The 25,990-nt window shown below is 75.2% G+C and carries 25 protein-coding genes; 10 read left to right on the top strand and 15 right to left on the bottom strand.

The genetic code is table 11. From position 1 onward, the window contains the following. Nucleotides 1–36: 36 nt before the first annotated feature. A complete protein-coding gene (gene sigJ / locus B7L92_RS33265) occupies nt 37–924 on the bottom strand; it encodes an RNA polymerase sigma factor SigJ (protein WP_081240995.1) in 888 nt (295 codons plus the stop codon). Nucleotides 925–1,106: 182 nt separating this feature from the next. On the opposite strand from sigJ, the gene B7L92_RS33260 reads away from it, so the two are divergent. The 4 genes from B7L92_RS33260 (at nt 1,107) to B7L92_RS33245 (ending at nt 6,550) form a co-directional block, all read left to right on the top strand. After that, complete coding sequence (locus tag B7L92_RS33260) at nt 1,107–1,940, top strand: alpha/beta fold hydrolase (RefSeq protein ID WP_081240992.1); 834 nt, start codon at nt 1,107–1,109, stop codon at nt 1,938–1,940. A 50-nt stretch (nt 1,941–1,990) separates the two neighbouring features. Then, nucleotides 1,991–3,436: a MocR-like pyridoxine biosynthesis transcription factor PdxR gene (pdxR, locus tag B7L92_RS33255; RefSeq protein ID WP_081240991.1), complete on the top strand. Its 1,446-nt coding sequence runs from the start codon at nt 1,991–1,993 to the stop codon at nt 3,434–3,436. A gap of 124 nt (nt 3,437–3,560) precedes the next feature. Then, nucleotides 3,561–5,147, top strand: coding sequence for an alkaline phosphatase D family protein (locus B7L92_RS33250; RefSeq protein WP_081240990.1), 1,587 nt, complete (start codon nt 3,561–3,563; stop codon nt 5,145–5,147). Nucleotides 5,148–5,266: 119 nt separating this feature from the next. Beyond that, nucleotides 5,267–6,550, top strand: coding sequence for a GNAT family N-acetyltransferase (locus B7L92_RS33245; RefSeq protein WP_438364041.1), 1,284 nt, complete (start codon nt 5,267–5,269; stop codon nt 6,548–6,550). A gap of 68 nt (nt 6,551–6,618) precedes the next feature. Here the strand turns inward: B7L92_RS33245 and B7L92_RS33240 are convergent, their stop codons facing one another. Continuing rightward, nucleotides 6,619–7,806 (bottom strand): trans-sulfuration enzyme family protein, encoded by a 1,188-nt coding sequence (locus B7L92_RS33240; protein WP_081240994.1) that lies wholly within the window; start codon nt 7,804–7,806, stop codon nt 6,619–6,621. Between the two features lie 60 nt (nt 7,807–7,866). Between B7L92_RS33240 and B7L92_RS33235 the strand changes: the two genes are divergently transcribed. Further along, nucleotides 7,867–8,358 (top strand): Lrp/AsnC family transcriptional regulator, encoded by a 492-nt coding sequence (locus tag B7L92_RS33235; protein ID WP_004991068.1) that lies wholly within the window; start codon nt 7,867–7,869, stop codon nt 8,356–8,358. Between the two features lie 32 nt (nt 8,359–8,390). Beyond that, on the top strand, nt 8,391–10,079 hold the full coding sequence (locus tag B7L92_RS33230; protein ID WP_081240988.1) for a DUF885 domain-containing protein: 1,689 nt from the start codon (nt 8,391–8,393) through the stop codon (nt 10,077–10,079). Nucleotides 10,080–10,106: 27 nt separating this feature from the next. Here the strand turns inward: B7L92_RS33230 and B7L92_RS33225 are convergent, their stop codons facing one another. From B7L92_RS33225 to B7L92_RS33200, 6 genes are all read right to left on the bottom strand, one after another. Beyond that, the gene (locus B7L92_RS33225) at nt 10,107–10,952 is read right to left on the bottom strand and encodes an SDR family oxidoreductase (RefSeq protein WP_081240993.1); all 846 of its coding nucleotides are present in this window, start codon (nt 10,950–10,952) and stop codon (nt 10,107–10,109) included. 91 nt (nt 10,953–11,043) lie between these two features. Further along, nucleotides 11,044–14,037 carry an AAA family ATPase gene (locus tag B7L92_RS33220; RefSeq protein ID WP_081240987.1) on the bottom strand — a complete coding sequence of 998 codons (2,994 nt, stop codon included), beginning with the start codon at nt 14,035–14,037 and terminating at the stop codon, nt 11,044–11,046. After that, complete coding sequence (locus B7L92_RS33215) at nt 14,034–15,197, bottom strand: exonuclease SbcCD subunit D (RefSeq protein ID WP_081240986.1); 1,164 nt, start codon at nt 15,195–15,197, stop codon at nt 14,034–14,036. The genes B7L92_RS33220 and B7L92_RS33215 overlap by 4 nt, the downstream gene beginning before the upstream one ends. A gap of 127 nt (nt 15,198–15,324) precedes the next feature. Beyond that, nucleotides 15,325–15,951: a YigZ family protein gene (locus tag B7L92_RS33210; RefSeq protein ID WP_004991058.1), complete on the bottom strand. Its 627-nt coding sequence runs from the start codon at nt 15,949–15,951 to the stop codon at nt 15,325–15,327. A gap of 41 nt (nt 15,952–15,992) precedes the next feature. Then, nucleotides 15,993–16,535 carry a SixA phosphatase family protein gene (locus tag B7L92_RS33205; protein ID WP_081240985.1) on the bottom strand — a complete coding sequence of 181 codons (543 nt, stop codon included), beginning with the start codon at nt 16,533–16,535 and terminating at the stop codon, nt 15,993–15,995. Further along, the gene (locus B7L92_RS33200; RefSeq protein WP_081240984.1) at nt 16,532–17,296 is read right to left on the bottom strand and encodes a hypothetical protein; all 765 of its coding nucleotides are present in this window, start codon (nt 17,294–17,296) and stop codon (nt 16,532–16,534) included. Before B7L92_RS33200 ends, B7L92_RS33205 begins: the two co-directional genes overlap by 4 nt. A 130-nt stretch (nt 17,297–17,426) precedes the next feature. On the opposite strand from B7L92_RS33200, the gene B7L92_RS33195 reads away from it, so the two are divergent. Continuing rightward, the gene (locus tag B7L92_RS33195; RefSeq protein WP_081240983.1) at nt 17,427–17,846 is read left to right on the top strand and encodes a CoA-binding protein; all 420 of its coding nucleotides are present in this window, start codon (nt 17,427–17,429) and stop codon (nt 17,844–17,846) included. 150 nt (nt 17,847–17,996) lie between these two features. On the opposite strand, the gene pspAB is transcribed toward B7L92_RS33195, so the two are convergent. The 3 genes from pspAB to B7L92_RS33180 form a co-directional block, all read right to left on the bottom strand. Beyond that, a complete protein-coding gene (gene pspAB, locus B7L92_RS33190) occupies nt 17,997–18,590 on the bottom strand; it encodes a PspA-associated protein PspAB (RefSeq protein WP_081240982.1) in 594 nt (197 codons plus the stop codon). Between the two features lie 22 nt (nt 18,591–18,612). Then, nucleotides 18,613–19,521: a zinc metalloprotease HtpX gene (htpX, locus tag B7L92_RS33185; protein ID WP_081240981.1), complete on the bottom strand. Its 909-nt coding sequence runs from the start codon at nt 19,519–19,521 to the stop codon at nt 18,613–18,615. Nucleotides 19,522–19,736: 215 nt separating this feature from the next. Next, the gene (locus B7L92_RS33180; protein WP_081240980.1) at nt 19,737–20,096 is read right to left on the bottom strand and encodes an ArsR/SmtB family transcription factor; all 360 of its coding nucleotides are present in this window, start codon (nt 20,094–20,096) and stop codon (nt 19,737–19,739) included. Between the two features lie 61 nt (nt 20,097–20,157). Between B7L92_RS33180 and B7L92_RS33175 the strand changes: the two genes are divergently transcribed. Next, nucleotides 20,158–21,225 carry a cation diffusion facilitator family transporter gene (locus tag B7L92_RS33175; RefSeq protein ID WP_081240979.1) on the top strand — a complete coding sequence of 356 codons (1,068 nt, stop codon included), beginning with the start codon at nt 20,158–20,160 and terminating at the stop codon, nt 21,223–21,225. A gap of 55 nt (nt 21,226–21,280) precedes the next feature. Here B7L92_RS33175 and B7L92_RS33170 read toward each other — a convergent pair whose 3' ends face one another. Further along, a complete protein-coding gene (locus tag B7L92_RS33170) occupies nt 21,281–21,838 on the bottom strand; it encodes a YbaK/EbsC family protein (RefSeq protein ID WP_081240978.1) in 558 nt (185 codons plus the stop codon). Nucleotides 21,839–21,881: 43 nt separating this feature from the next. Further along, the gene (locus B7L92_RS33165; protein WP_081240977.1) at nt 21,882–22,454 is read right to left on the bottom strand and encodes a helix-turn-helix domain-containing protein; all 573 of its coding nucleotides are present in this window, start codon (nt 22,452–22,454) and stop codon (nt 21,882–21,884) included. Between the two features lie 102 nt (nt 22,455–22,556). On the opposite strand from B7L92_RS33165, the gene B7L92_RS33160 reads away from it, so the two are divergent. After that, nucleotides 22,557–23,414: a DMT family transporter gene (locus tag B7L92_RS33160; RefSeq protein WP_081240976.1), complete on the top strand. Its 858-nt coding sequence runs from the start codon at nt 22,557–22,559 to the stop codon at nt 23,412–23,414. A 34-nt stretch (nt 23,415–23,448) separates the two neighbouring features. On the opposite strand, the gene B7L92_RS33155 is transcribed toward B7L92_RS33160, so the two are convergent. Further along, nucleotides 23,449–24,246, bottom strand: coding sequence for an acyltransferase (locus tag B7L92_RS33155; protein ID WP_004991032.1), 798 nt, complete (start codon nt 24,244–24,246; stop codon nt 23,449–23,451). A 107-nt stretch (nt 24,247–24,353) separates the two neighbouring features. Between B7L92_RS33155 and B7L92_RS33150 the strand changes: the two genes are divergently transcribed. Beyond that, nucleotides 24,354–24,887, top strand: coding sequence for a gamma carbonic anhydrase family protein (locus tag B7L92_RS33150; RefSeq protein ID WP_081240975.1), 534 nt, complete (start codon nt 24,354–24,356; stop codon nt 24,885–24,887). Nucleotides 24,888–24,890: 3 nt separating this feature from the next. Here the strand turns inward: B7L92_RS33150 and B7L92_RS33145 are convergent. Then, nucleotides 24,891–25,990, bottom strand: a 1,100-nt coding sequence (locus B7L92_RS33145; protein WP_143626419.1) for a phosphoketolase family protein, incomplete at its 5' end; no start/stop codon positions are given.

Below are 25,990 nucleotides of genomic sequence, written 5' to 3'. Positions count from 1 at the left end.
CCGCCGCGGCGGGGGCCTCGGTGTGCGGACGTCAGGTCACCGGGCGGCGGCCAGGTGCCGCAGCTTGTCGGGGTTGCGGATGACGTACACCGTCCGGACGCGTCCGTCGGCGACGTCGAGCTGGAAGACGGAGTCGGGCTCGTCGCCGGACAGGACGAGCACCGCGGGACCGCCGTTGAGCTCCAGGAAGCAGAAGGAGAGGCCCGCGACGCCCTTGCGGGCGGTGCCGTGGAGGAAGCGGCCCACCTTGTCGGCGCTGCGCAGGACCCGCAGCGGGGCACGCGACTTGCCGCCGCTGTCGCCGACGAGGCGCACGTCCGGGGCGAGCAGGTCCATCATCGCCGCCAGGTCGCCGCCGGCCGCCGCGGCCAGGAACCGCTCGGTGAGGTCGCGGCGCCGGACGGGGTCGACCTCGTAGCGCGGGCGCCGCTCCTCGACGTGCCTGCGGGCGCGCCCGGCGAGTTGGCGCACGGCGGGCTCGCCGCGGTCGAGCATGGCCGCGATGTCGGCGTAGGGGTAGCCGAACGCCTCCCGCAGCACGAAGACCGCGCGCTCCAGCGGCGACAGGGACTCCAGGACGACGAGGACGGCGAGGGAGACGGAGTCGGCGAGCACGGCCCGCTCGGCGGCGTCCGGGGCGGTGTCGCCGAAGTCGGTGAGGTACGGCTCCGGCAGCCACGGGCCGACGTAGGTCTCCCCGCGCGCCTTGATCCGGCGCAGCCGGTCGACGGCGAGGCGGGTGGTGATGCGCACCAGGTAGCCGCGCGGCTCGCGCACCTCGGACCGGTCGCCGCCCGACCAGCGCAGCCACGCGTCCTGGACCACGTCCTCCGCGTCGGCGATCCGGCCCAGCATGCGGTAGGCGACTCCCAGGAGAACGGGACGGTGGTCCTCGAAGACGTCGGCCATGGCGTCGGTGGTCACCGCACCATCCCAGCCGACCCGCGCGGCCGTGTCCAGGCGGAACCGGCGCGCCCCGGCGGGCGGGTCACCGGTGGCGGGACCCGCGGGGGGCAAGGGGCTACCCGTGGGTAGCAATTGCTGACAAGCTGTCTACGCCGTCAGGCGGCGTCCGATCCCGCGAGTCCCAGACGAGGAGCACCCCCATGTCCGCGACCGTCTCCTTCGAGGTCACCTCTCCCCTCGGTCCGCAGCCCGTGACCCTGTCCTACGCGCGCGTGGGCCGCGGTGAACCGCTGCTCCTGCTGCACGGCATCGGGCACCACCGGCAGGCCTGGGACCCGGTGGTGGACATCCTGGCGACCGAGCGGGAGGTGATCGCCGTGGACCTGCCCGGTTTCGGCGCCTCCCCCGCGCTGCCCGACGGCCTCACCCACGACCTGCCGACCATGAACGCCGCGCTCGGCGCCCTGTGCGAGGCGCTGGAACTGGACCGGCCGCACGTCGCGGGCAACTCGCTCGGCGGCCTGCTGGCCCTGGACATGGGCCGCGAGAAGCTCGTCCGGTCCGTCACCGCGCTGTCCCCGGCCGGCTTCTGGACCCCGGCCGAGCGGCGGTACGCCTTCGCCGTGCTGATCGGCATGCGGCGGGTCGCGGAGCGGATGCCGCTGCCGCTGGTCCGGCGCCTGGCCCGCTCGGCAGCCGGCCGGGCGGCGCTGACCAGCACCATCTACGCCCGTCCGGGGCGCCGTTCGCCCGAGGCCGTGGTCGCCGAGACGCTCGCGCTCGCCGGTGCCACCGGCTTCACCGAGACCCTCCGCGCGGGCACCACCGTGCGGTTCACCGACGACGTGCCCGGCATCCCCGTGACCGTCGCCTGGGGCGCCCGCGACCGGCTGCTCGTCCCCCGGCAGGGCGTCCGCGCCAAGCGGACCATCCCCGGGGCCCGGCTGGTCCGGCTGCCCGGCTGCGGCCACGTCCCGATGAACGACGACCCGGCGCTGGTCGCGCGCGTCCTCCTCGACGGCAGCCGCCGCTGAAGGCCGCCCGGCGGCTTCCGCGGACGGCCGGTCCCCCTAGGGTCCCTGTCATGACGCCACCGCACACCGCTTCCGACGGGGACTCCGCCTCCCCCGCCTGGGAGTTGCTCCTGCCCGTCGCCTCCGCACCGGCACGCGCGCGGGGCCGTTCCCTGCAGGCGGCCCTGCGCGAGGCGGTGCGGTCGGGCCGGCTGGCGCCGGGGACCCGGCTGCCGTCGAGCCGTGATCTGGCCGCCGACCTCGGGGTGTCGCGCGGGCTGATCACCACGGCGTACGAGCAGTTGACCGCGGAGGGCTACCTGCGCTCCGGCCGGGGCGCCGGGACATGGGTGGGAGACGCGGTACGGGCCGCCCGGCCGCGCGCGCACGACCTCGCTCCGCGCTCCTCGGGCGCCCGCGCCGACTTCGTCCCCGGCACCCCCGACCTGTCGCTGTTCCCGCGCTCCGCCTGGGCCGCGGCGCAGCGCAGTGTGCTGGCGGACCTCCCGCACCGGGAGCTGGGGTACCCCGATCCGCGCGGTCTGCCCCGGCTGCGCACGGCGCTGGCCGAACTGCTCGTACGACGCCGGGGCGTGGTGGCCGATCCCGAGCGGATCGTGGTGGTCTCCGGGGTCGCGCAGGCGACGACGCTGCTCGGCTCCGCGCTCCGCGCGCGCGGGCTGCGCACGGTCGGCGTGGAGGACCCCGGCAGCCCGCAGCACGACGCCCTGTACGCCTCGGCCGGGGTCACCGCCGTGCCCGTGCCCGTGGACGGGGAGGGGCTCGCCATGGAGCCGTTGCGGGCGTCGGGGGCACGGGCGGTCGTCGTGACGCCGGCGCACCAGTTCCCCACCGGCATCGCCTACTCCGCGCGGCGCCGGGCCGAACTGCTCGACTGGGTGCGGTCCGTGGACGGGATCGTCCTCGAGGACGACTACGACGGCGACTTCCGCTACGACCGCGCGCCCGTCGGCGCGCTGCAGGGACTCGACCCCGAGCACGTGGCGTACACCGGCTCGGTCAGCAAGTCCCTCGCCCCGGGGCTGCGGCTCGGCTGGCTGCTGGTGCCGCGGTCGTGGACCGAGGAGGTGGTGGAGCGCAAGCGGACCATGGACCTCGGCCATCCGGCCCTGGACCAGGCGCTGTTCGCGCGGTTCCTGGAGCGCGGCGACTACGACCGCCAGCTGCGCCGCTGCCTGCGCGCCTACCGCGAGCGGCGCGACGCCCTGGTCGCCGCCCTCGGCGCGCACTTCCCGGGTGCCGAGGTGTCCGGGATCGCGGCGGGGCTGCACGTCATCGCCTCGCTGCCTCGGCGGTACGGGCCGCGGGAGCGCTTCCTCGCACGCGTGGCGGGGGCCGGTGCGGCGGTGCGCCCGCTCGCGGACCACGCGCGCACCGGCGCGGCGCACGACGACGGGGCGGACGGGGGCGTGCGGCTCGTGCTGGGCTACGCGCACGTGCCGCCCGCACGGATCCACGAGGGGGTGCGCCTGATGGCCGAGGCCGTCACCGGCTGAGGGCCGGCGCGCGTCGACTTCCCGTCGCCGCACGGTTGTTCACCCGGGGTTCGCGTGCGAGCCTCGTCGCCCCCGTAGGTGTGGCAGCGCACACCGGCCGGAACCCCCACCTGGAGGCGCATCCATGTCCCACCGTCCGCTCCCCGGCCGCCGCGCGGTCCTGCGCGGCTCCCTCGCGGCCTCGGCGGCCCTGACCCTGCCCACCGCGCTCGGCGCGGCGCCCGCCTTCGCCCGGTCCGGTCGCCCGCAGGCCGCCTGGGGCGTGCAGACGGGCGACGTGACCCGTGACTCCGGACTGGTGTGGGTGCGTTCCGACCGTCCGGCCCGGATGATCGTCGAGACGTCGGCGACCGAGTCGTTCCGCCGTCCGCACCGATGGCACGGCCCGCTGCTCGGCGCGGGCACGGACTTCACCGGTACCACCCGGCTGCACGGGCTGCCGCCCGGCGAGCGGATCCACTACCGCGTGCTGCTCGCCGACCCCGACGACCCGCGCCGCACCGGGGAGCCGGTCACCGGCACGTTCCGCACGGCGGCGGCGCGGCGGCGCGACGGCGTGCGGTTCGTGTGGTCGGGCGACCTGGCCGGGCAGGGCTGGGGCATCAACCCCGACCTCGGCGGCTACCGCATCTTCGACGCGATGGCACGGCTCGACCCGGACTTCTTCCTGTTCAGCGGCGACACCATCTACGCCGACGGCCCCATCGCCGCCACCGCGGCCCTGCCGGACGGCGGCACCTGGCGGAACATCACCACCGAGGAGAAGTCCAAGGTCGCCGAGACCCTCGCCGAGTTCCGGGGCAACTTCCGCTACAACCTGCTCGACGAGAACCTGCGCCGGTTCAACGCCCGGGTGCCGTCCGTCGTGCAGTGGGACGACCACGAGGTGCGCAACAACTGGTACCCCGGCCAGCGGATCGCGGACACGGACGCCCGGTACACCGAGAAGAGCGTCGACGTGCTGGCGGCCCGGGCGCGGCGCGCGTTCGGCGAGTACTTCCCGATGTCCGCGCCGCGGCCGGGCGCCCGGGAGGGGCGGGTGTACCGGGTCCTGCGGCAGGGACCGCTGCTCGACGTGTTCGTGCTGGACATGCGGACGTACCGGGGCGCCAACTCCCCCGGCGACCAGGCCGTCGACCCGCAGGGCATCCTCGGGCGCGAGCAACTGGACTGGCTCGAGCGGGAGCTGGCGCGGTCGCGGGCGGTGTGGAAGGTGATCGCCGCCGACATGCCGATCGGTCTCGTCGTGCCCGACACCACCGAGGGACGGCAGAACGTCGAGGCGGTCGCCCAGGGCGACCCGGGGGCGCCGCTGGGGCGGGAGCTGCAGATCGCGGAGCTGCTGCGGTTCGTCAAGCACCGGCGGATCACCGGCACGGTGTGGCTGACGGCCGACGTGCACCACACCTCGGCCCAGCACTACCAGCCCTCGCGGGCCGCGTTCGGCGACTTCGAGCCGTTCTGGGAGTTCGTCTCCGGCCCGCTGAACGCGGGCGCCTTCCCGGCCGTCGCGCTCGACGGCACCTTCGGCCCGGAGCGGGTGTTCGTGAAGGCGCCCACCGCGTCGAACGTCTCGCCCGCCGGCGGCCACCAGTACTTCGGCGAGGTGGACATCGACGGCGACAGCGGCGTGCTGACGGTGCGGTTGCGGGAGCAGGACGGCACCGTGCTGTACACCAAGAGGCTGCAGCCGGGCCTGGTCGGTCAGTGACGCGACACCAACCGGCCGACGACCGACAAAAACAGACATAAGGAGTCTTTACTCGCCAGTCATGGTGCGTTCGTGATCGCGAAACACGATTCCTCCACAGTGGCGGTATGAGTCGAGACATGTCTGAAGCGACCCACGCCCGGCACGGACGCACCACGCACCGCCGGTGGACCCCGGCCGGGCTCGCCGAACTGTGCCTGGCGGCGTTCCACACGCGGTGGGCACGCCGCCACGGCCACGCACCACCGGCCTCCGATACCGGCGCCCCCCGGCCGCCCGCCGCGGTGGCCGGGGAGGGCGCCCTGTGGCGGATGCGGACGACGGTGAGGGACGCACCGGGTTCGCTGGCCGCGCTGTGCACGGCGCTGGCCGAGCGGCACGTCGACATCCTCAGCCTGCAGACGCACCCGCTGGGCGGGGCCACGGTGGACGAGTTCCTGCTGCGGGTCCCGGCCGACCTGAGCGGATCCGACCTCACCGGAGCGGTGTCGCGCGCCGGGGGCGCGGACACCTGGATCGAGCGGGCCGACGCCCACGACCTGGTGGACGCCCCGACCCGGGTGCTGGGGCTGGCCGCCCGCGCCGCCCAGGACACCTCCGAACTTCCGCTGGTGCTCCGGCAGTTGCTGGGGCGGTGCACGATCCGTTCACTGCCCGCCGCACCGTTCGGTGGCCACGGGGCGGTGCCGGCCGTGCCGGTGGAGGGGAGCCTGGAGGGCACCGTGATGCGGCTGCGCGCCCCGGAGGGCGGACTGATCACCGTGGAGCGGCCCCATCTGCCGTTCACCCCGGCCGAGTTCGCCCGGGCCCGGGCGCTGGTGGACCTGGACTCCCGGCTCGGCCCGAGGATCCCGCGCGGCCGGGACGTGCTCACGCTGCCCGAGGGCAGCGACATCTCCGTACGCCGGGCGGACACCGGCGACCTGCCGGCGGCGCGGGCGATGCACGAGCGGTGCTCGGAGCGGACCCTGCGCATGCGGTACCACGGGCCGGTCGGCGACGCGGACCGCTACCTGAACCACCTGCTCGGTCCGCGCTTCGGGCGGACGCTCGCCGCGCAGACGGCCTCCGGCCGCATCGTCGGCCTCGGCCACCTGCTGTGGGACGGCGACGAGACCGAGGTGGCGCTGATCGTGGAGGACGCCTGGCAGCGCCGGGGCGTCGGCGGCGAACTCCTCGCCCGGCTGGTCGCCATGGCCGCCGAGGCCGGCTGCGCCACCGTGTACGCCGTGACGCAGGCCTCCAACACCGGCATGGTCACCGCGATGCGCGGCCTCGGGCTCCCCCTCGACTACCAGATCGAGGAGGGCACCCTGGTCGTCACGGCCCGTCTGGACGCCGAGCCGGCCGTGGGCCGCCTCTTCGAGCTCCGCGGCCCGCGTACGGGGATCGGCCGGTCGTAGCTCCCCGTACGGCGCCCCTCGGTCCGCCCTCCGTGGCCCGTCGGGCGGACCGAGGGGCGCGCGGAGCCTCAGCCCTGCGCCAGTGCCTCCGAGCGGGCCGGCGCACCGGCCCGCTCCCCCAGGGCCCGGTCCAGGTCGGCCCACAGGTCCTCGACGTCCTCCAGGCCGACCGAGAGCCGCAGCAGCCGGTCGCTCACCCCGGCGTTCCTGCGGTCCTCGGCGTCGACGATGCGGTGACTGATGGACGCCGGGTGCTGGATGAGGGAGTCCACGCTGCCGAGGCTCACCGCCGGGGTGATCAGCCGTACGGCGCCGATCACCTCGTGCGGGTCGCCGTGCACCTCGAAGGAGACCATCGCCCCGCCGACGCGCGGGTAGTGCACCCGGGCCACGCGCGGGTCGGCGGCGAGCCGGCGGGCGAGTTCGGCGGCGTTCGCGGAGGCCGCCCGGACCCGCACCGGAAGGGTCGACAGGCCCCGCAGCAGCAGGTAGCCGGCCAATGGGTGCAGTACGCCGCCCGTGGCGAAGCGCACCTGGCGCAGCCGCCCGGCGAACTCCTCGTCGCAGGCCACGACGCCCGCCAGCACGTCCCCGTGCCCGCCGAGGTACTTGGTCGCGCTGTGCAGCACCAGCCGCGCCCCGTGCTCGGCCGGGCGCTGGAGCACCGGGGTGGCGAAGGTGTTGTCGACGAGCAGCGGGACGGAGCCGCAGGCGTGCGCCACGGCCCGCAGGTCGACCTCGGCGAGCGTGGGGTTGGCCGGGGACTCGACCAGCACCAGGCCGGTGTCCGGGCGCAGCGCGTCGGCGACCCCGGCCGGGTCGGTCCAGGTCACCTCGGAGCCGAGCAGCCCGGCGGTCAGCAGGTGGTCGCTGCACCCGTACAGGGGCCGCACCGCCACGACGTGGCGCAGGCCCATGGAGCCGCGGACCAGCAGGACGGCGCTGAGCGCGGCCATGCCGCTGGCGAAGGCGACCGCCGACTCGGTGCCCTCCAGGCGGGCCAGGGCGGTCTCGAAGCGGGCGACGGTCGGGTTGCCGAGCCGCCCGTAGACCGGCGGGCCGTCCGGTTCGGCGCCGGTGGTGGCGAAGGCGTCGATCCGGTCGGCCTCGCCGCGGCTGTCGTACGAGGGGTAGGTGGTGGACAGGTCGATCGGCGGGGCGTGCAGCCCCTGCCCGGCGAGGTCGTCCCGGCCGGCGTGCACGGCCTCGGTGTCGAGTGCTCTCTTGGTGGCGCGCGTGTCCATGCCCAGGTCCATGGACGGAAGGGTGAACACCGATCGGGTCACCGGCGCGGATCCCCGTGTTACGTTCGGGCCGTGGCCGAATCTGTCGTACTGGATCCGGTGGACCTCCATCTGCTGCGGCTGTTGCAGAACGACGCCCGGACGACGTACCGGGACCTCGCCGCCCAGGTCGGGGTCGCGCCGTCCACCTGCCTGGACCGGGTGGCCCGGCTGCGCCGGTCCGGCGTGATCCTCGGGCACCGGCTGAAGCTGGATCCGGCCAGGTTGGGCCGGGGTCTGCAGGCGCTGCTGTCGGTGCAGGTCAGACCGCACCGACGGGAGCTGGTGGGGCCCTTCGTGGAACGGATCAGGGCGCTGCCCGAGTCGCTGACCGTGTTCCACCTGACCGGCCCGGACGACTACCTCGTGCATGTCGCGGTCGCGGACATGGCGGATCTGCAGCGGCTGGTGCTCGACGAGTTCACGGCCCGGCGGGAGGTGGCGCGCGTGGAGACCCGGCTGATCTTCCAGCAGTGGGACTGCGGGCCGCTGCTGCCGCCTTCGCCCTCAGCACAAAGCGGGTGACGTGCGACGGGCCGCGTACCAGGATGGTCCGCATGTCTGAGACCCACAGCGCGCTGCCCCGTCAGGTCGCCGACGCCTACGTCGACGAGCTCATCGCCCTCGACCCGGTCACCGGGACCTTCCTCGGCGTGAAGGAGAGTTCCTCCCGTCTGCCCGACTTCTCACCCGCCGGTCAGGAGGCGCTCGCCGAGCTCCAGCGGGCCACGCTCGCACGGCTCGAGGAGGCCGAGCGCCGCCCCGGCGCGGACAGCGCCGTCGAGCGCCGCTGCGCCCGCCTGCTGCGCGAGCGGCTCACCGCGGAGCTGGCCGTGCACGAGGCCGACGAGGGCCTTCGCTCGGTCGGCAACATGGCGACGCCCGCGCACGCGGTGCGCGAGGTGTTCACGGTGACGCCGGCGCAGACGGACGAGGACTGGTCGGCGATCGCCGAGCGGCTGCGCGCGGTGCCGGCCGCGCTGGCCGGCTACCGGCAGTCCCTCGCGCTCGGCCTGGAGCGCGAGCTGTACGCGGCTCCGCGCCCGACGGCCACGTTCGTCGGGCAGCTCACCGAGTGGGCGGACACCGGCGAGGGCCGCGGCTGGTTCGAGGACTTCGTCTCGCCCGGCCCGGACGCCCTGCGCGCGGAGCTGGACGAGGCGGCCCGCGCGGCCACCGCCGCCCTGGCGGAGCTGCGGGACTGGATGCGCGACGTGTACGCGCCGGCGATCGAGGGCGCGCCGGACACCGTGGGCCGGGAGCGCTACGCCCGCTGGGCCCGCTACTTCAACGGCACCGACCTCGACCTGGACGAGGCGTACGCGTACGGCTGGTCCGAGTACCACCGCCTGCTCGGCGAGATGCGGAAGGAGGCCGAGAAGATCCTGCCCGGCGCCGAGACGCCCTGGGTGGCGCTGGCCCACCTCGACGAGCACGGCCGGCACGTCGAGGGCGTCGACGAGGTCCGCGACTGGCTCCAGGGCGTGATGGACCGGGCGATCGACTCCCTGGACGGCACCCACTTCGACCTCGCCGAGCGGGTGCGGAGGGTGGAGTCGCGGATCGCTCCGCCGGGCAGCGCGGCGGCGCCGTACTACACGCCCCCGTCGGAGGACTTCTCACGGCCGGGCTGCACCTGGCTGCCCACGATGGGCCTGACCCGCTTCCCGGTCTACGACCTGGTCTCGACCTGGTACCACGAGGGCGTGCCCGGCCACCACCTCCAGCTGGCGCAGTGGGTGCACGTGGCCGAGGACCTCTCCCGCTACCAGGCGTCCGTGGGCATGGTCAGCGCCAACGCCGAGGGCTGGGCGCTGTACGCGGAGCGGCTGATGGACGAACTCGGGTTCCTCACGGACGCGGAGGAGCGGCTGGGCTACCTGGACGCGCAGATGATGCGGGCCCTGCGGGTCATCGTCGACATCGGCATGCACCTGGAGCTGGAGATCCCGGCGGACTCGCCCTTCCACCCCGGCGAGCGCTGGACGCCGGAGCTGGCGCAGGAGTTCTTCGGGGCGCACAGCAGCCGTCCGGCGGACTTCGTGGAGAGCGAGATGACCCGCTACCTGTCGATCCCGGGCCAGGCGATCGGCTACAAGCTCGGCGAGCGGGCCTGGTTGCTGGGCCGGGAGAACGCCCGCGAGCGGCACGGCGACGCCTTCGACCTCAAGGCCTGGCACATGGCGGCGCTGTCCCAGGGCTCGCTGGGTCTGGACGACCTGGTGGAGGAGCTGTCGGCGCTGTGATCCGGCCATGCGCCCGGACCGGCGCCGTCAGCGCCGGAAGCCTCCTTCCGAGTCGATGACCTGACCGGTGATCCAGTCCGCCTCGTCCGTGGCCAGCCACGCGATGAGGCGGGCGGGGTCGTCGGGCATGCCCCAGCGCCCGGCGGGGAAGCACGCGGCGACGGCGTCGTAGGCGTCGCCGGTCAGGTAGTCCGTGTCGACCGGACCGGGGTTGACGGTGTTCACCGTGACCGCGTGCTCCGCGAGCGCGGTCGCCAGGGAGCGGGTGACGGAGGCGAGCGCGCCCTTCTGGAGGGCGTAGGCGATCTCGTACGGCATGCCGCCGGCGATGTCCTGCCCGGAGGTCATCATCATCACGCGCCCGCCCGGGGTGCGCGGCGGCAGCGCGGCCCGGTGGCGGGCGTGGGCCTGGACGAGCAGCAGCACCGAGCGGGTGTCGACGGCCCAGTGGGCGTCCAGCATGCCCGCGTCGATCGTATCGAGGCTGCCGTCGGAGCCGCTGAGGGCGTGGTTGGCGACGAGGACGTCGAGCCGTCCGCCGAGCGCCTCGGCGGCCCGGGCGTGCAGTTCGGCGGGGACGTCCGGGTCTGCGAGGTCGCCCGGCCCGGCGACCACCCGCGCGTCGGGGTCGCCCAGGGCCTCGCGCACGGAGGCGGTCACCTCCTCGATCCGGTCGGCGCCCCAGGGCATGGCGGCGTCGTGCGGCACGTGGTGGTGCAGGTAGACGCTCGCGCCGTGGGCGGCGAGGCGCCGGGCCACGGCATGTCCGATGCCGCCGCGCCTGCTGGCCCCGGTGACCAGCGCGGTCCGGCCGCGCAGCGGCAGGGGGTCGCGGCGGAGTGCTTCGGGAGTGGGATGCGGGAGCTTCGGCATGATCACCCATGGTGGCGGGCGCGCGGGTCCGGCGCACGCGGGTTTTCCCGGCGGGCCGGCGGTGCCGCGGCGCACCGGGCCCGCGTCCCGGTCAGCGGACCCCGCGCTGCCGCAGCACCGATCCCGAGCGGCCCTTGACGACCTCCAACTGGGCGTGGATCCGCCGCCGCAGATCGGCGACGTGGCTGACGATGCCCACGCTGCGGTCGCGTTCGCGCAGGGAGTCCAGGACGTCCAGGACCTCGTCGAGGGTCTGGTCGTCGAGGCTGCCGAAGCCCTCGTCGATGAAGAGGGTGTCCAGCCGGACCCCGCCCGCCTCGTCGGTGACGACGTCGGCGAGACCGAGCGCGAGGGCGAGCGAGGCGAAGAACGTCTCGCCGCCCGAGAGGGTCGCCGTGTCGCGCTCCCGGCCGGTCCAGGCGTCCACGACGTGCAGGCCGAGTCCGCTGCGGCCGCGTCCGGTGCGGTCGTCGGAGTGGACGAGGGTGTAACGGCCGGACGACATGCGGTGCAGCCGTACGGTCGCGGCGGCGGCGACCTGCTCCAGGCGTGCCGCCAGGACGTACGACTCCAGACGCATCCTGCGCTCGTTGTCGGCCGAAGTGCCCGCGGCGAGGCCGGCCAAGCGGGCCACGCGGTCGTACTCCTCGCGCAGCGGCCCCAGTCGGCGTACCGAGGCGGCGACCCGCGCGGAGAGCCGGTCGAGCTCGGCGCAGCGGCGGGCGGCGGCGTCGCGCGCGGAGGCCGCCTCGCGCACCCGGCGGGCCGCCTCCTCGGCGGCCCGCTGCGCGGAGGCGGGATCGGCGCGCGGCTGCCGGGCGGCGGCCGCGGTCTCCGGTTCGGCGAGCACCGCGCGCACGGCGGCCTCCTCGTGCTGCCGGGCGTCCAGGCGCCGTTGCAGTGCGCGGTGGGCGGCGTCGTCGAGGAGGGCGTCGGCCGCGGCCTGCGGGGTGTCGAAGCCCGCGCGGAAGGCGGCGTCGGCGAGCCGGGCGTCGGCGTCCTTGAGCCGCCGGGCGGCGTCCTCGGCGGTGCGGGCGGTGTCGGCCGCGTCCGTGAGCCGGGTGACGTCCCGCTCCAGTTGCGCGGCGCGCGCGGCCACGCCGGCCGCGGTTCCCCGCGCCCGGTCCACCTCCTCCTCCAGGGCGGCCTTCTCACGGTCCAGCCGGTCGCGGTGGCCCACCCGGGCGGCGGCCCGGACCGCCGCCTCCCGCTGGGCGGCGGTCCGCAGTCCGTGCTCGTGCTCCGCCCGCCGCAGCTCCTCCTGGACGGAGTGCAGGACCGAGGCGGCGGCCCTGGCCCCGGCGTACCGGCCCTCCAGCTCCTCGACGGTGCGGGCGAGCCGTTCGGTGGGCGTGTCGCCGGCCTCCGCGCCGGCGGCGGCCAGCGCCTCGCGCAGGCCGCCGAGGCGCCGCTCGTCCTCGGCGTGCCGTTCCTCCGCCCGCCGGCAGTCGGCCAGGGCGCGCTCCTCCGCCTCGCGGTCGACGTGTCCGTCCACCTTGCGGGCGGGGGCGGGGTGTTCGGTGGCGCCGCAGACCGCGCAGGGCGCGCCGTCGGTGAGGCCGGCGGCCAGTTCGGCGGCGATGCCGCTCAGCCGCTGCTCCTTGAGGTCGAGCCAGTGCGTGCGGGCCGTCACCGCCCGTTCGGCCGAGGCGAGCGCCCTGAGCCGGGCGTCCTCGGTGTCGGCGGCGAGCCGGTCCCGCTGCCGGGCCGCCGAGAGCCGCTTCTGGGCCGCCTCGCGCTGCACGGCGAGTTCTCCCGCGTCCGCCGCGGCCCGTTGGGCGGCCTCGATGGCGTCCTGGAGGCCGGCCCGGGTCTCCTCCCACCCCGCGAGCCAGGCCTCCGCGTCCTCCAACGCCTCCGCGTCGGCGCGCTCCTGGCGGTCCAGGTCGGCTCGTTCCTCGAGGAGTCCGGCCAGCCTCCGCTCGGCCCGGCGGGCCGACTCCAGCCCGCCCAGTTCCTCGGTGGCCCTGCGCGCGGCGGCCGCCAGCCCGGCCGCCCCCTCGTCCGCGCGGGACGCCGGGAGCAGGGCGCGCGCCCGTGCCTCGGCCTCGGCCGCCCGGCGGTGCTCCGCGTCGGCGGCGTCCCGCAGCTCCAGGGCGGGGGCGACCGTCTCGGCCTTGCGGGCCCGCTCCCAGCGCTCCTGCGCCTCCCGGTGGGCCGCGGCCCCCTCCCGAAGCCGCGCCGCCCGCTCCTGCGCCTCGGCGAACCGCCTTTGCAGCCGGTCCCGTTCGCGTGCGTCGTCCAGGGCCCGGTCGGCGGCGGCCTGGGCGGACTCGGCGGCGGTGAGGCGGCAGCGGGCGACGGCGAGCTGTTCGCGTGCGGTGCTGCGGGCCACGGCGGCCGCGCCCAGCACGGCCTCGGCCAGTCCCGGCTCGCCCGGGGCCAGTGGGGGCAGTTCCATGGCGTCGCCCGCGGCCTGCTGCATGCGGTGCGCGTCGGCCAGCAGGGCGGTGTCGCCGTCGCGCACCTCCGCCTCGGTGGCGCGCCGGCGTTCGGCGAGGCGCTTCTCGGCGTCGGCGAAGCGGCGGGTGTCGAAGAGGCGGCCGAGCAGTCTGCCGCGCGCCTCGGCGTCGGCGCGCAGGAAGCGCGCGAAGTCGCCCTGGGGCAGCAGGACGACCTGGCAGAACTGCTCCCGGCTCATGCCGAGGAGTTGGGCGATCTCCTCGCCGATCTCCTGGTGCGAGCGGCTGAGGTCCTTCCAGCTCCCGGCTGCCGCGTCGTACTCGCGCAGCCAGGTCTGCGCCTTGTCGAGCGTGGTGCCCGTGCCGCGCTTCTTCGGACGCTCCCAGGGCGGTTGCCGGGTGATCTCCAACCGGCGCCCGGCGACGGTGAGTTCGAGGGTGACCGAGGTGCGGGTCCCGGGTTCGGCGTGGTCGCTGCGCAGGGCCGTGCCCTGGCCGCTCTGCCGGGCCCCGGGGACGGAGCCGTACAGGGCGTAGCAGACGGCGTCCAGCACCGAGGTCTTCCCGGCGCCGGTGGGGCCGTGCAGCAGGAAGAGCCCGGCGGCGGACAGCTCGTCGAAGTCGACGCACTGGGAGTCCCCGAAGGGCCCGAAGGCGGTGATGTCCAGCCGGTGCAGCCTCACCGGGCCACCTCCCGCACCGCCTCGTCCGCGCGGACCGCGTCGAAGGCGTCCCGCAGGACGGCGCGCTCGTGCTCGTCGGGGCCGGTGCCACGCACATGGGCCACGAAGTCCTCGGCGATCTGCTGGTCGTCGCGGCCGGCGAGGCGGCGGGCGTAGGACACCTCGGGATCGTCCGCCGGCCGGTCCGGGGCGAAGACGAGGCTGAGGGTGTGCGGGAAGCGCTCGGTCAGCCGGGCCATGGGGTCGGCCGGGCGGACCGGGTCGGTGAGCGTCGCCTCGACCCACGCCTCCTCGTGCCGCGCCAGTGCGGGATCGGCGAGCAGTTCCTCCAGGGTGCCGCGGATCCGGGCCAGGGCGCGCGGCACCGGGCAGTCGACGCGCTCCGCGGTGACGGCCCCGTCGGCGGCCAGGTCCACCAGCCACATGCTCTTGCGGTGGTCCGCCTCCGAGAAGGAGTACGGCAGCGGGGAGCCGGAGTAGCGCACCCGCTCGGTGAGGGTCTGGCAGCCGTGCAGGTGCCCGAGCGCCACGTAGTCGACGCCGTCGAACACCCCGGCGGGGACGGCGGCCACTCCTCCGACGGTGATGTCCCGCTCGCTGTCGCTGGGTCGGCCGCCGGTGACGAAGGCGTGCGCGAGGACGACGGAGCGGGTGCCGGGCGCGCGGGCGGCCAGATCGGCGCGGACCCGGTCCATGGCGGCGGCGAGCACCGCCTCGTGGCCGGCCCTCTCCACTGCGAACTCGTCCTTCACCAGCGCGGGTTCGAGGTACGGCAGCCCGTAGAAGGCGACCTCGCCGTGGGCGTCGGACAGCACCACGGGCGTGCCGCACTCGGACGGTTCGGTGCGCAGGTGGATGCCCGCGCGCCCGATGAGCCCGGCGCCGACGCCGAGACGGCGGGCCGAGTCGTGGTTGCCGGAGATCATCACCGTCGGCACCCCGAGCCCGGCGAGGCGGTGCAGGGCGTCGTCGAACAGCTCGACCGCGGCGAGCGGCGGCACCGCGCGGTCGTACACGTCTCCCGACACGACCAGCGCGTCCACCTCGCGCTCGCGCACGGTGGTGACGAGGTGGTCGACGAACGCGGCCTGGGCACCGAGCATGCCGACCCGGTGGAACGACCGGCCCAGGTGCCAGTCGGAAGTGTGCAGCAGTCTCATGATTCCCGCAGGGTATCCGCCGGGCCCGACAGCACGGGCGGTCGCTCCCGGATCGCCCCGTCCCGGCCCGGTCCGGCCGTGCCCGTCATGTCCCTTTCCGGGAGCGGGTCTTCACGGCCGGTGGCCGTCACGCGTCCCCGTACGCCTCCCCGCCGAGCTCGAACCCGGCCGTGCCCGCGGTCGCGTCGGCCAGCCAGGCGCGGAAGGCGGCCACGTCGGCGTCCGGGAGGCCGATCTCGATCGTGACCTCCTCCCCGTAGTGCACGTCCCGCACCGCGCGGCCGGTGGCGCGCAGGTCGTTCTGGATCTTGCCGGCCCGCTGGTGGTCGACGGTCACCGTGGCCAGCCGGAAGCGGCGCCGGGTGATCGTGCCGAGGGTGTCCAGGGCCTCGCCGACGGCGCCGCCGTACGCGCGGATGAGTCCGCCGGCGCCGAGTTTGACGCCGCCGTAGTAGCGGGTGACGACGGCGACGACGTACCGCATGTCGCGGCGGAGCAGCATCTGGAGCATGGGGACGCCCGCGGTGCCGCCGGGCTCGCCGTCGTCGCTGGCCTTCTGGACCGAGGCGTCGGCGCCGATGACGTACGCCCAGCAGTTGTGGGTGGCGTCGGCGTGCTCCTTGCGCACGGCGGCGACGAAGTCCTGCGCCTCCCGCTCGGTGGCCGCCGGGGCGAGGGCGCACAGGAAGCGGGAGCGGTTGATCTCGATCTCGTGCACACCCGCGCGCGCGACGGTGCGGTACTCGTCCTGCATCCGGCCAGCCTATGCTCCGCCGTGCGGGCCGGCCGCCCCGGTCATCCCTCCCTGCCGCGGGGCACGGTCACCGAGGTCAGCAGCGCGGCGCCGGGGGCGAGGTCCCGCCAGTCGGCGCCGTGCCAGGACAGGACGGCGACGGCGGAGGTCGGGAACTTCTCGCGGACCCGGTCCAGGGTGTCGTCCAGGCCGTCGCCGGCCAGCGTCAGGACGAGATCCTCCAGGCCGGGGTTGTGGCCGATCAGCAGCAGCGTCCCGGCCTCGGCCGGCGCCTCGCGCACCACGGCCAGCAGCTCGGGGACGCCGGCGGCGTACAGCCGCGGATCGTGGCGGACCGGCGGGGGCGTGTCCCACTGCGCGGCGGCCAGCTCCCAGGTCCGGCGGGCCCGTACGGCGGTGGAGCACAGCGCGAGGTCCGGCAGGCAGCCGGCCTCGGCGAGGGCGCGTCCGGCGGCGGGCGCGTCCGCGCGTCCGCGCGGGGCGAGGGGACGTTCGTGGTCGGCGACGCCCTCCGGCCGGGCGGACTTGGCATGGCGCAGGACGACCAGGCGGCGCGGCGGTCCGGTCCCGGCGTGCCCGGTCATGCCGGGGATCCCAGGTCGCGGGTGAGGTCGAGGCCGAGCAGCCGGTCCGCGTAGGCGTAGGTCTCGAAGCGGGCGCCGTCCGCCAGGTCCGTATCGCTCTCCACCGCGTGCAGGACGCGGAGCACGCCGGTCGCCTCCAGATCGTCCTCCCAGGCGGCGCGCAGGTCCGCGCGCACCCGGTCGGGGATGGGGCGGGAGGGCCGGTGCGCCCAGGCGGCGACCGCGCGGCGCCAGTGGGCGAGGGTGTCGCCGGCGTCGTCCAGGGCGGCCGTGCCGACCCGCAGGGGGGTGTTCCGGGGCTGCGCGAGCAGGACGAGGCGCAGCACGGCGGGGTCGGTGTCGCCGGGTGGGCCGGGCGCCTCCCAGTGGACGGGGGCCACGGCGACGCGCACTCCGTCGGGTGCCGCGCCGCCCTCGCCCACCACGTGCAGGACCTGTGCCTCGCCCAGGCCGGTGCCCGTGTCCCGGCCGTCCTCGAAGGGCCGGACGCCGAGCGCCGCGCCCGCCGCGCGCAGTTCCGCCTGCCGCCGCTCGCCGGTGAGCAGCGCCCACACCGGGGTGCCGCCGAGTTCCAGGGCGCGTACGAGCAGGTCGGCGACGAGCAGCACGCGCAGGTCCGTCGGGTCGGACCCGTGCGCGTGGGCCTGGACGCGGGTCAGGCCCCGCCGGGCGGGGGCGGCGTCCACGAGTTCGCCGGTTCGGGCGTCGGTGATGCGCAGCACGAGGCGAGCGTAGGCGCGCGAGCGGTCGCGCGCAGGCATCTCGCACGCTTTCCGGGCCGCCGTGGCGGATCCGGGCCCGTCCGGAGGGGCGGCCGCCGCCGGGAATCACCGCGGGCCCCGGGGCGTTGCGGGGAGAACGGCATGTTCACGACGCTCCGGGAGGCCGACGGTGTACGGCGACGACGCAACGGTCCGCAAGATCCTCACCGAGCTCGGCGACACCTGGGCCGTGGTGGGCCTGTCGTCGAACCGGCAGCGCGCGGCGTACGGCGTCGCCCAGGTGCTGCAGCGCTTCGGCAAGCGCGTGGTGCCGGTGCACCCGAAGGCCGAGACGGTGCACGGCGAGCGGGGGTACGCCTCGCTCGCGGACGTCCCCTTCGACGTGGACGTGGTGGACGTGTTCGTCAACAGCGACCTGGCCGGGGCCGTCGCGGACGAGGCGGTGGCCAAGGGCGCCGGGGCGGTGTGGTTCCAGCTCGGCGTCGTCGACGGGGCGGCCTACGAGCGGACCCGCGCGGCAGGTCTGCACATGGTGATGGACCGTTGCCCGGCGATCGAGATACCGCGGCTGGGCCGGACCCTGTCGTAGACCCCGCCCCGGGTTCGCGCCGCACGCTTCGTACCGGGGCCCGTCGCCTCCTCACGGTCCCGGGGCTCCACGGTCCCGGGGCTCCACGGTCCCGGGGCTCCACGGTCCCGGGGCCGGACCCCGAGGGCGCCGGGTCCCCTCCCCGGCCGTTCACCGGCTCCCGTCGAGGCCCGGCGCGCCCCACACCGGGAACCAGCGGCCCAGATCGGCCTCGATCCGCAGGTCGTCCGCGAGGAGCGCCCTGACCTGGAGCTCCAACGCGTTGTCGCGCCTCTCGGTGCCGTCGGGCAGGGGGGCGAAGGGGTAGAAGGTGCCGCGCTTGTAGAGGTAGACCAGTGCCAGGACACGGGGGTCCGCCGTCGCACGGAACACGGCCAGTGAGCAGAGCAGCTGCGGGCCGAAGCCCGCGTCCTGCAGCAGCGTGTTGACGGCGTGCAGGTCGTTGACCAGGGAGGCCGTGTCCTCGGGGGCGTGTCGGACGAGCAGCCAGGTGTATCCGTACGCGTCCTGGCTGTACTCGACCGGTGTGCCTTCCCGGTCGGCGTCGAGCAGTTCCCGCACCTCCTGGCGGAGGGTGTCGAAGGCGCCGCCCTCGACACTGGCGAAGCAGACCGAGCCGGTCCCGGTCGGGACGAAGCCGGCTCCCGCCTGGAGGGTGATCGCGGCGGAGGGCAGGCCGAAGAGCCGGTCGAGGTCGGGGCGCACCGGCTTGCTGCGGCCGAGGATGGCGTCCAGGAGTCCCACTGCGCGGTACCTCCGTCGGCCGTCACACCCGGCCGAGCTGGGCCGAGATCCGGCCGAGCCGGTCGAGGCGCTGCTCGAGGGTGGGGTGGGAGGAGAACAGCCGGCTCAGGCTCTCCTCGGAGGAGAAGGCCGGCGCGAACCAGAAGGCGTTGAACGGCTCCGCCTTGCGCAGGTCCTTGGTCGGGATCCTCGCCATCTGGCCGGTCACCTTGGTGAGCGCCGAGGCGAGCGCGGACGGGCGGCCGGTGAGCAGCGCCGCGGAGCGGTCGGCGGACAGCTCGCGGTAGCGGGACAGCAGTCGGGTCAGCAGAAAGCTGATCATGTAGATGACGGCGCTGGCCAGGGGGATCACGACCGCCGCGATGGCGGTGGTGGTGTCACGGCTGTTGCGGCCGAGTCCGCTGTAGAGCGCGACGCGGCTCATGATGCCGGCGAGGACGCCCAGGAAGGACGCGATGGTCATCACGGCGACGTCGCGATGGGCGACGTGCGCCATCTCGTGCGCGAGGACGCCCTCCAGCTCCTCCGGTTCCAGGCGGCGGAGCAGACCCGTGGTGGCGCAGATCAGGGCCGTGTCCCGGCTGCGGCCGGTGGCGAAGGCGTTCGGCATGTCGCTGTCCGCGATCGCCACCCGCGGCTTGGGCAGGTCGGCGAGGGCGCAGACGCGGTCCACCGCGCCGTGCAGCTCGGGCGCCTGCCGGGGGGTGACCTCGTGCGCCCCCATGCTGGCGGCCACGATCCGGTCGCTGAACCAGAACTGCGCGACGAACAGGCCACCCGCGATCACCAGGACGATGGGCCACGCGTTCCGCAGGAGCGCCAGCAGGACGCCGACGCAGACGACGTAGAGCAGTCCGATCAGGAACATCGTCGTCACCATGCGGGTGGTGAGTCCTCGATCCGGGACGTACCGCGACCGGGGTCCGGGCATGCCCCTCACCTCCAGCGGTCAGGCACTGCACTTTCCTCACTGTCAGTGTGCTCCTCCCTCTCCGCGTCCGGCGGATCGCCCGGGAAGAAGGACCGGCGCCCGGGAGGCGGACGGCGCCGTGCCGCCACGACGGGCCGACGGCGCGGGCCCTCCCCGCCGCCTCTGCCGCCCTCACCGGGCGGGACCCGGGCACGGCCGGACGACGCCCGGCTCCGTCAGTCGTGCGGCGGCCGGTTGCCGATGCGGTGGTCGGCCACGTTCAGCGCCTCGTCCACCAGCCGCCGCAGATGCCCGTCGCGCAGCGAGTAGACCACCCGGCGGCCCTCCTTGCGCGTGTCCACCAGCCCCGCGAGACGCAGCCGCGCCAGGTGCTGGCTGACCGCCGGCCGCGCCGCGCCGCACGCCTCGGTGAGCGTGGTGACGTCGGCCTCGCCGCCGGTCAGGGCGTGCAGCAGGGTCAGCCGGGTGCGGTCGCCGAGCAGCGCGAGGAGTTCCGCCGCGAACGCGAACTGCTCCTCGCCCGGAGGGCGCGGGTGCGCGTCCTGCGCAGATGACAGGTGCATGCGTGCGCTCATACGCACATAATGGCTCCGTGGGCGCCCCCGCGTCCACTTCGCGCACCGGAAGGGGACCCCCGTGAACCGGCAGCACGCGCACCACCCCCACGAGCCCGGGCCGGGGAGCGGGCGCGACCACCGGCGTCCCCGGGCGTCCCCGCGGCACCGCCTCGTCCGTTTCCTCACCCCCCACTCCCACGAGACCGCGGACAAGCTGGACCCCGCCCTCGAGTCCTCGGCCCGGGGCATGCGCGCGCTGTGGGTCTCGCTGGCGGTGCTCGGCGCGACCGCGCTGGCGCAGGCGGCCGTGGTGGCCGTCTCGGGTTCGGTGGCGCTGCTCGGCGACACGGTGCACAACGCGGCGGACGCGCTGACCGCCGTACCGCTGGGCATCGCCTTCGTGCTGGGGCGGCGGGCCGCCACCCGCCGCTTCACCTACGGCTACGGGCGGGCCGAGGACCTGGCCGGCATCGTCATCGTGCTGGCCATCGCCGCGTCCGCGGCCTTCGCCGGCTGGACCGCGTTCGGCCGGCTCCTCGACCCGCGCCCCGTCGCGCACGTGCCGGCGGTCGCCGTCGCGGCGCTCGTCGGGTTCGCGGGGAACGAGTGGGTGGCCCGCTACCGCATCCGCGTCGGCCGCGCCATCGGCTCGGCCGCCCTGGTCGCCGACGGACTGCACGCCCGTACGGACGGGTTCACCTCGCTGGCCGTGCTCCTGGGTGCCGGCGGCGCGGCTCTCGGGTGGCGGCTCGCGGACCCGGTCGTGGGGCTGGCGATCACGGCGGCGATCGTGCTGGTCCTGCGGGACGCCGCGCGGGAGGTGTTCCGGCGGGTGATGGACGCCGTCGACCCGGCGCTGGTGGACCGGGCCGAGCGGGCGCTGGCGCGGGTGCCGGGGGTGCGCGGGGTGGGCGAGCTGAGGCTGCGCTGGATCGGTCACCGGCTGCGCGCCGAGGTGGCGGTCGTGGTGGACGGCGGGGCCACGGTGCGCGCGGCCCACCGCATCGCGGTCGACGCCGAGCACGCCCTGCTGCACGCCGTGCCGCGGCTGACCGCGGCCCTGGTCCACGCCGATCCGGAGCCGGTGCCGGGCGAGACGGATCCGCACCTCGCGCTGGTCCACCACGGGGCGCGCCGAGCGCCCTGAGCACCGGCGTGCGCCACCACCGGCCCGGTCCGGCGGCCACCGCGGCGGAGCGCTCTCAGGCGATCCCCAGTCCCTCCAGGACGACCGCCCCCGGGAGCTGCGCGAACGCCTTGCCCGGCACCAGCAGTTTGCCCCGGCGCCGGCCGCTGCCGACGAGCACGTACGGCAGGTCGACGACGGCCGCGTCCACCAGCACCGGCCAGTCGCCGGGCAGTCCGATCGGGGTGATGCCGCCGTACTCCATGCCGGTCTCCCCCGTCGCCGTGTCCATCGGGGCGAAGGACGCCTTGCGGGCGCCGAGGTGGCGGCGCACGACCCCGTTGACGTCGACGCGGGTGGTGGACAGCACGACACAGGCGGCGAGCGTGCTCCCGCCGCCGCGCCGGCCCGCGACCACCACGCAGTTCGCCGACCGCTCCAGCAGGTCCCGGCCGTAGTGCTCCACGAAGACGGCGGTGTCGGCCCAGAGCGGGTCGGTGTCGACGTAGAGGATCCGGTCGGCGGGGACGCCGCCGCTCCAGTCGCGGACGGCGGCGGCCACCGGGGCGGTGAGCTCGTCGAGGCAGTCGGGGGCGGGGGTGGCGTGGTCGAAGTCTCCGATGGGTGCGCGCATGGCCGCACCGTAACAGCGGCGCGGCGGCCGTTTCAGGGGCGTCTCAGTGCACGGGCGGCACCGAGACGGCCATGATCATCTCCGTCGGTACGTCGCCCCGATTGCCGTAGGTGTGCGGGGTGTTGGCCTCGAAGGAGACGCTCGCGCCGGCCGGCACGCGGTGTTCCGCCCCGTCGACGGTGAGCGTCAGCTCCCCGGACGTGACGTGGACGAGTTCGACCGTGCCGGTGGGGTGCGGGTCGGACTCGCTGTCCTCGCCCGGCATGAGCCGCCAGTCCCACATCTCCAGCGGACCGGGCGCCTCGGCGCCCGCGAGCAGCCGGTTGTAGCTGCCCGCCTCGGTGTGCCAGAGCCGCACGGCCCGGTCGGCGGGGACGATGCGGACCTTGGGGCCCCGCTCGTAGTCGAGCAGGGTGGTGATGCTGACGCCGAGCGCGTCGCCGATCTTGACGACCGTGCCGATGCTCGGGTTGGTGCGGGCCTGCTCGATCTGGATGAGCATGCCGCGGCTGACACCGGCCCGTGCCGCCAGCGCGTCCAGGGTGAAGCCGCGCTCGGTGCGCCAGCGCCTGACGTTGCGCGCCAGGGACTGGGTCAGCAGGTCGAGGTCCGACACGTTCCGTCCCTTCCGTTCAATGGAATGGATGACAGGGTTCAATTCATTCAACTACGGTGTGGTGCACCCGATCGTTCACCGCACTGTACTGCGAGGCTTGTCGTGACAGCACTCTTCGCCCTGGCCACCAGCCTGTTGTGGGGCCTGGCCGACTTCGGCGGCGGGCTGCTGACCCGGCGCACCCCCGCGCTCACCGTGGTCGTGGTCTCGCAGTCCGTCGCGGTGGCCGTGCTCGGCGTGATCGTGGCCGCGACCGGTGCCTGGAGCGAGGCGGGGGCGCGGCTGTGGTTCGCCGTGGCCGCCGGTCTGGTGGGCCCGGTGGCGATGCTCTCCTTCTACAAGGCGCTCGCCCTGGGGCCGATGGGCGTCGTCTCGCCGCTCGGTTCGCTCGGCGTGGCCGTGCCGGTCGGGGTGGGGCTGGCGCTGGGCGAACGGCCGGGCGTGCCGCAGTTCGCGGGCATCCTGGTCGCCGTGGCCGGTGTCGTCATGGCCGGCGGCCCGCAGTTGCGGGGCGCGCCGGTGCAGCGGCAGGCCGTTCTCCTCACCCTGCTCGCCGCGTTCGGGTTCGGCGCGGTGATGGCGCTGATCGCCGAGGCGTCGACCACCCTCACCGGGCTCTTCCTCGCCCTGTTCGTGCAGCGGGTCACCAACGTCGTGGCGGGCGGCCTCGCCCTGTACGTCTCGGTGCGGCGCGGCGGGCCCGCCCTCCCGCCGGGCGGGTTCCCGTGGCGCTCGCTCCCGGCGCTCGCGTTCGTCGGGCTCGCGGACGTGGCGGCCAACGGCCTGTACGCGACCGCCGCGCGGATCGGTCCGGTCACCGTGGCCGCGGTGCTCGCCTCGCTCTACCCGGTGGTGACCACCGTCGCCGCCCGCGGCCTCCTCGGGGAGCGGCTGCGCGCGGTCCAGACGGCCGGTGCGGGACTGGCCCTCGTGGGGTCGGTGCTGCTGGCGACGGGGTGACGACGGGGCGAGGGGGCGCGTCCCGGCTCCCGGGTCAGCTCTCGGGCCCCAGTTCGGCGAGCCGGGCCGTGTCGTCCCCGTCCAGTTCCGCGAGCCGCGCGACGTCCTCCCCGTCCAGTTCCGACAGCGCCCGCAACTGCTCCGGGGTGACGCCCTCCGGGATCGGGACGGGCGCCGGGGTGCGCAGCGGCGGCTGCCAGCCGTCGGCGGGGGTCCAGCGGCGCACGACCCGGGCCGGGGCGCCCGCGACCACGGCGTGGTCGGGCACCGCGCCCCGGACCACCGCGCCCGCGGCCACCACCACGTTCCGTCCGATCCGCGCCCCCGGCAGGATCACCGCGCCGGTGCCGATCCAGCACCCGGGGCCGATCCGCACCGGTTCCATCCGCGGCCACTGCTTGCCGATGGGCTCGTGCGGGTCGTCGTAGGAGTGGTTGGTGGAGGTGACGTAGACGTACGGCCCGAAGTAGCAGTCGCTGCCGATGGTGACGGACGTGTCGGCGATGACGTGGCTGCCGCGGCCCAGGACGACCCCGTCGCCGATGCGCAGGATCGGCTCCGGGCCGAGGTCGAGGCCGGGCATCAGACCGGCGGTGAGGGTGACCTGCTCGCCGATGATGCAGTGGGCGCCGACGTGGATCCAGGGTTCGCCGAAGACCGTGCCGAGCGGGAAGGCGAGCCTGGTACCCGTTCCCATGGATCCGAAGCGGAAGCGGCCGGGGTGCTCGGCGGTCACCGACCCCGTGCGCTGCACCCAGGCCCAGCCCGCGTGGACCGCGCGCTGCGCGAGGCGGCGCGGCCAGGACGAGAACGTGTTCTTGCTCTTCGGCACCCGCTCACCGTAGTCGGCGGGCGCGGCGCCGTTGAGCCGGTGACCCTGTGATCTTCACCCCATGGCATTGGCGTACGGTGCCTCCATCACCCGACGAGGAGGCGACGATGACGCACCGGGCGCTGATCACCGGCATCGGAGGCAGGGAGCCGCGTGTGGACCGGGAGGCCTTCGTGGCCCCCACGGCCGCGGTGATCGGGGACGTGACGCTGCACGCGGGTGCGAGCGTCTGGTACGGGGCCGTACTGCGCGGCGACGTCGAGCGGATCTCGGTCGGCGCGGACAGCAACGTCCAGGACAACTGCACGCTCCACGCCGACCCCGGCTTCCCCGTGAGCGTGGGCGAGCGCGTCTCCGTCGGGCACAACGCCGTGGTGCACGGCGCGACCGTCGGGGACGACTGCCTGATCGGCATGGGGGCGACCGTGCTCAACGGCGCGGTGATCGGCGCGGGTTCCCTCGTGGCCGCGCAGGCGCTGGTGCCGCAGGGCATGGAGGTGCCGCCGGGGTCGCTCGTCGCGGGGGTGCCGGCGAAGGTGCGGCGGGAGCTGACCGAGGAGGAGCGTGCGGGACTGACGCTCAACGGCACGATGTACGCGGAGTTGGCGAAGGCCCACCGCAACGTGCACGGCGGGCCGTAGCGCTCACGCGTTCCAGCTCCACTCGGCGACCTCCGGCAGGTCGGTGCCGTGCTCGCGGATCCACGCGTGGTGCCGCGTGCGCGCGTCGGCCATCCGCTGGCGCACGGCGGCGGCGCGCACCGCGAGGCCGGGGACGCGGTCGATCACGTCCATGACCAGCCGGTAGCGGTCCAGGTCGTTGCGGACGACCATGTCGAAGGGCGTGGTCGTGGTGCCGGACTCCTTGTACCCGCGCACGTGCAGGTTCGGGTGGCCGTTGCGGCGGTAGGCGAGGCGGTGGATCAGCCACGGGTAGCCGTGGTAGGCGAAGATCACCGGCTTGTCGGCGGTGAACAGGCCGTCGTACTCGAAGTCGGTCATGCCGTGCGGGTGTTCCCCGCGGGGCATGAGCCGGGCGATGTCGACGACGTTGACCACGCGGACGGCGAGCTCCGGCAGGTGGCGGCGGAGCAACTGCGCGGCGGCCAGGACCTCCTGGGTGGGCACGTCACCGGCGCAGGCCAGCACCACGTCGGGCGCGCCGCCGTTCTCGGTGCCGGCCCACTCCCAGATCCCGGCGCCCCGCGCGCAGTGGACGCGCGCCTCGTCGATCGACAGCCAGTCGAAGCAGGGCTGCTTGCCGGCCACGACCACGTTGACGTAGTCGCGGCTGCGCAGCGCGTGGTCCGCGACGGACAGCAGGGTGTTGGCGTCCGGCGGCAGGTAGACCCGTACGACCTCGGGGCTCTTGTTGAGCACGTGGTCGACGAAACCGGGGTCCTGGTGGGAGAAGCCGTTGTGGTCCTGGCGCCACACGTGCGAGGTGAGCAGGTAGTTGAGCGAGGCGATGGGTGCGCGCCAGGGCAGCTCCCGCGAGGTCTTCAGCCACTTGATGTGCTGGTTGACCATGGAGTCGACGATGTGCACGAACGCCTCGTAGCAGGAGAACAGTCCGTGCCGGCCGGTGAGGAGGTAGCCCTCCAGCCAGCCCTGGCAGAGGTGTTCGGAGAGGACCTCCATCACCCGGCCGTGCCGGTCGAGGTGCTCGTCGACGTCGAGGGTGCCGGCCTGCCAGGCCTTGCCACTGGCGTCGTAGACCGCCTCCAGCCGGTTGGAGGCGGTCT

It is taken from the genome of Streptomyces viridosporus, assembly GCF_002078235.1.
GTDB lineage: Bacteria > Actinomycetota > Actinomycetes > Streptomycetales > Streptomycetaceae > Streptomyces > Streptomyces viridosporus.
Note: the sequence above shows the minus strand (reverse complement) of the source record. Positions and strands in the feature narration are given on the sequence as shown.

Bases quoted from the DNA above. Each gene is read 5' to 3' on its own strand.
- B7L92_RS33260 (WP_081240992.1), top strand. From the start codon at position 1,107: ATGTCCGCGACCGTCTCCTTCGAGGTCACCTCTCCCCTCGGTCCGCAG.
- pdxR (WP_081240991.1), top strand. From the start codon at position 1,991: ATGACGCCACCGCACACCGCTTCCGACGGGGACTCCGCCTCCCCCGCC.
- B7L92_RS33250 (WP_081240990.1), top strand. From the start codon at position 3,561: ATGTCCCACCGTCCGCTCCCCGGCCGCCGCGCGGTCCTGCGCGGCTCC.
- B7L92_RS33245 (WP_438364041.1), top strand. From the start codon at position 5,267: ATGTCTGAAGCGACCCACGCCCGGCACGGACGCACCACGCACCGCCGG.
- B7L92_RS33240 (WP_081240994.1), bottom strand. From the start codon at position 7,806: ATGGACCTGGGCATGGACACGCGCGCCACCAAGAGAGCACTCGACACC.
- B7L92_RS33230 (WP_081240988.1), top strand. From the start codon at position 8,391: ATGTCTGAGACCCACAGCGCGCTGCCCCGTCAGGTCGCCGACGCCTAC.
- B7L92_RS33225 (WP_081240993.1), bottom strand. From the start codon at position 10,952: ATGCCGAAGCTCCCGCATCCCACTCCCGAAGCACTCCGCCGCGACCCC.
- B7L92_RS33215 (WP_081240986.1), bottom strand. From the start codon at position 15,197: ATGAGACTGCTGCACACTTCCGACTGGCACCTGGGCCGGTCGTTCCAC.
- B7L92_RS33210 (WP_004991058.1), bottom strand. From the start codon at position 15,951: ATGCAGGACGAGTACCGCACCGTCGCGCGCGCGGGTGTGCACGAGATC.
- B7L92_RS33205 (WP_081240985.1), bottom strand. From the start codon at position 16,535: ATGACCGGGCACGCCGGGACCGGACCGCCGCGCCGCCTGGTCGTCCTG.
- B7L92_RS33200 (WP_081240984.1), bottom strand. From the start codon at position 17,296: ATGCCTGCGCGCGACCGCTCGCGCGCCTACGCTCGCCTCGTGCTGCGC.
- htpX (WP_081240981.1), bottom strand. From the start codon at position 19,521: ATGCCCGGACCCCGGTCGCGGTACGTCCCGGATCGAGGACTCACCACC.
- B7L92_RS33180 (WP_081240980.1), bottom strand. From the start codon at position 20,096: ATGAGCGCACGCATGCACCTGTCATCTGCGCAGGACGCGCACCCGCGC.
- B7L92_RS33170 (WP_081240978.1), bottom strand. From the start codon at position 21,838: ATGCGCGCACCCATCGGAGACTTCGACCACGCCACCCCCGCCCCCGAC.
- B7L92_RS33150 (WP_081240975.1), top strand. From the start codon at position 24,354: ATGACGCACCGGGCGCTGATCACCGGCATCGGAGGCAGGGAGCCGCGT.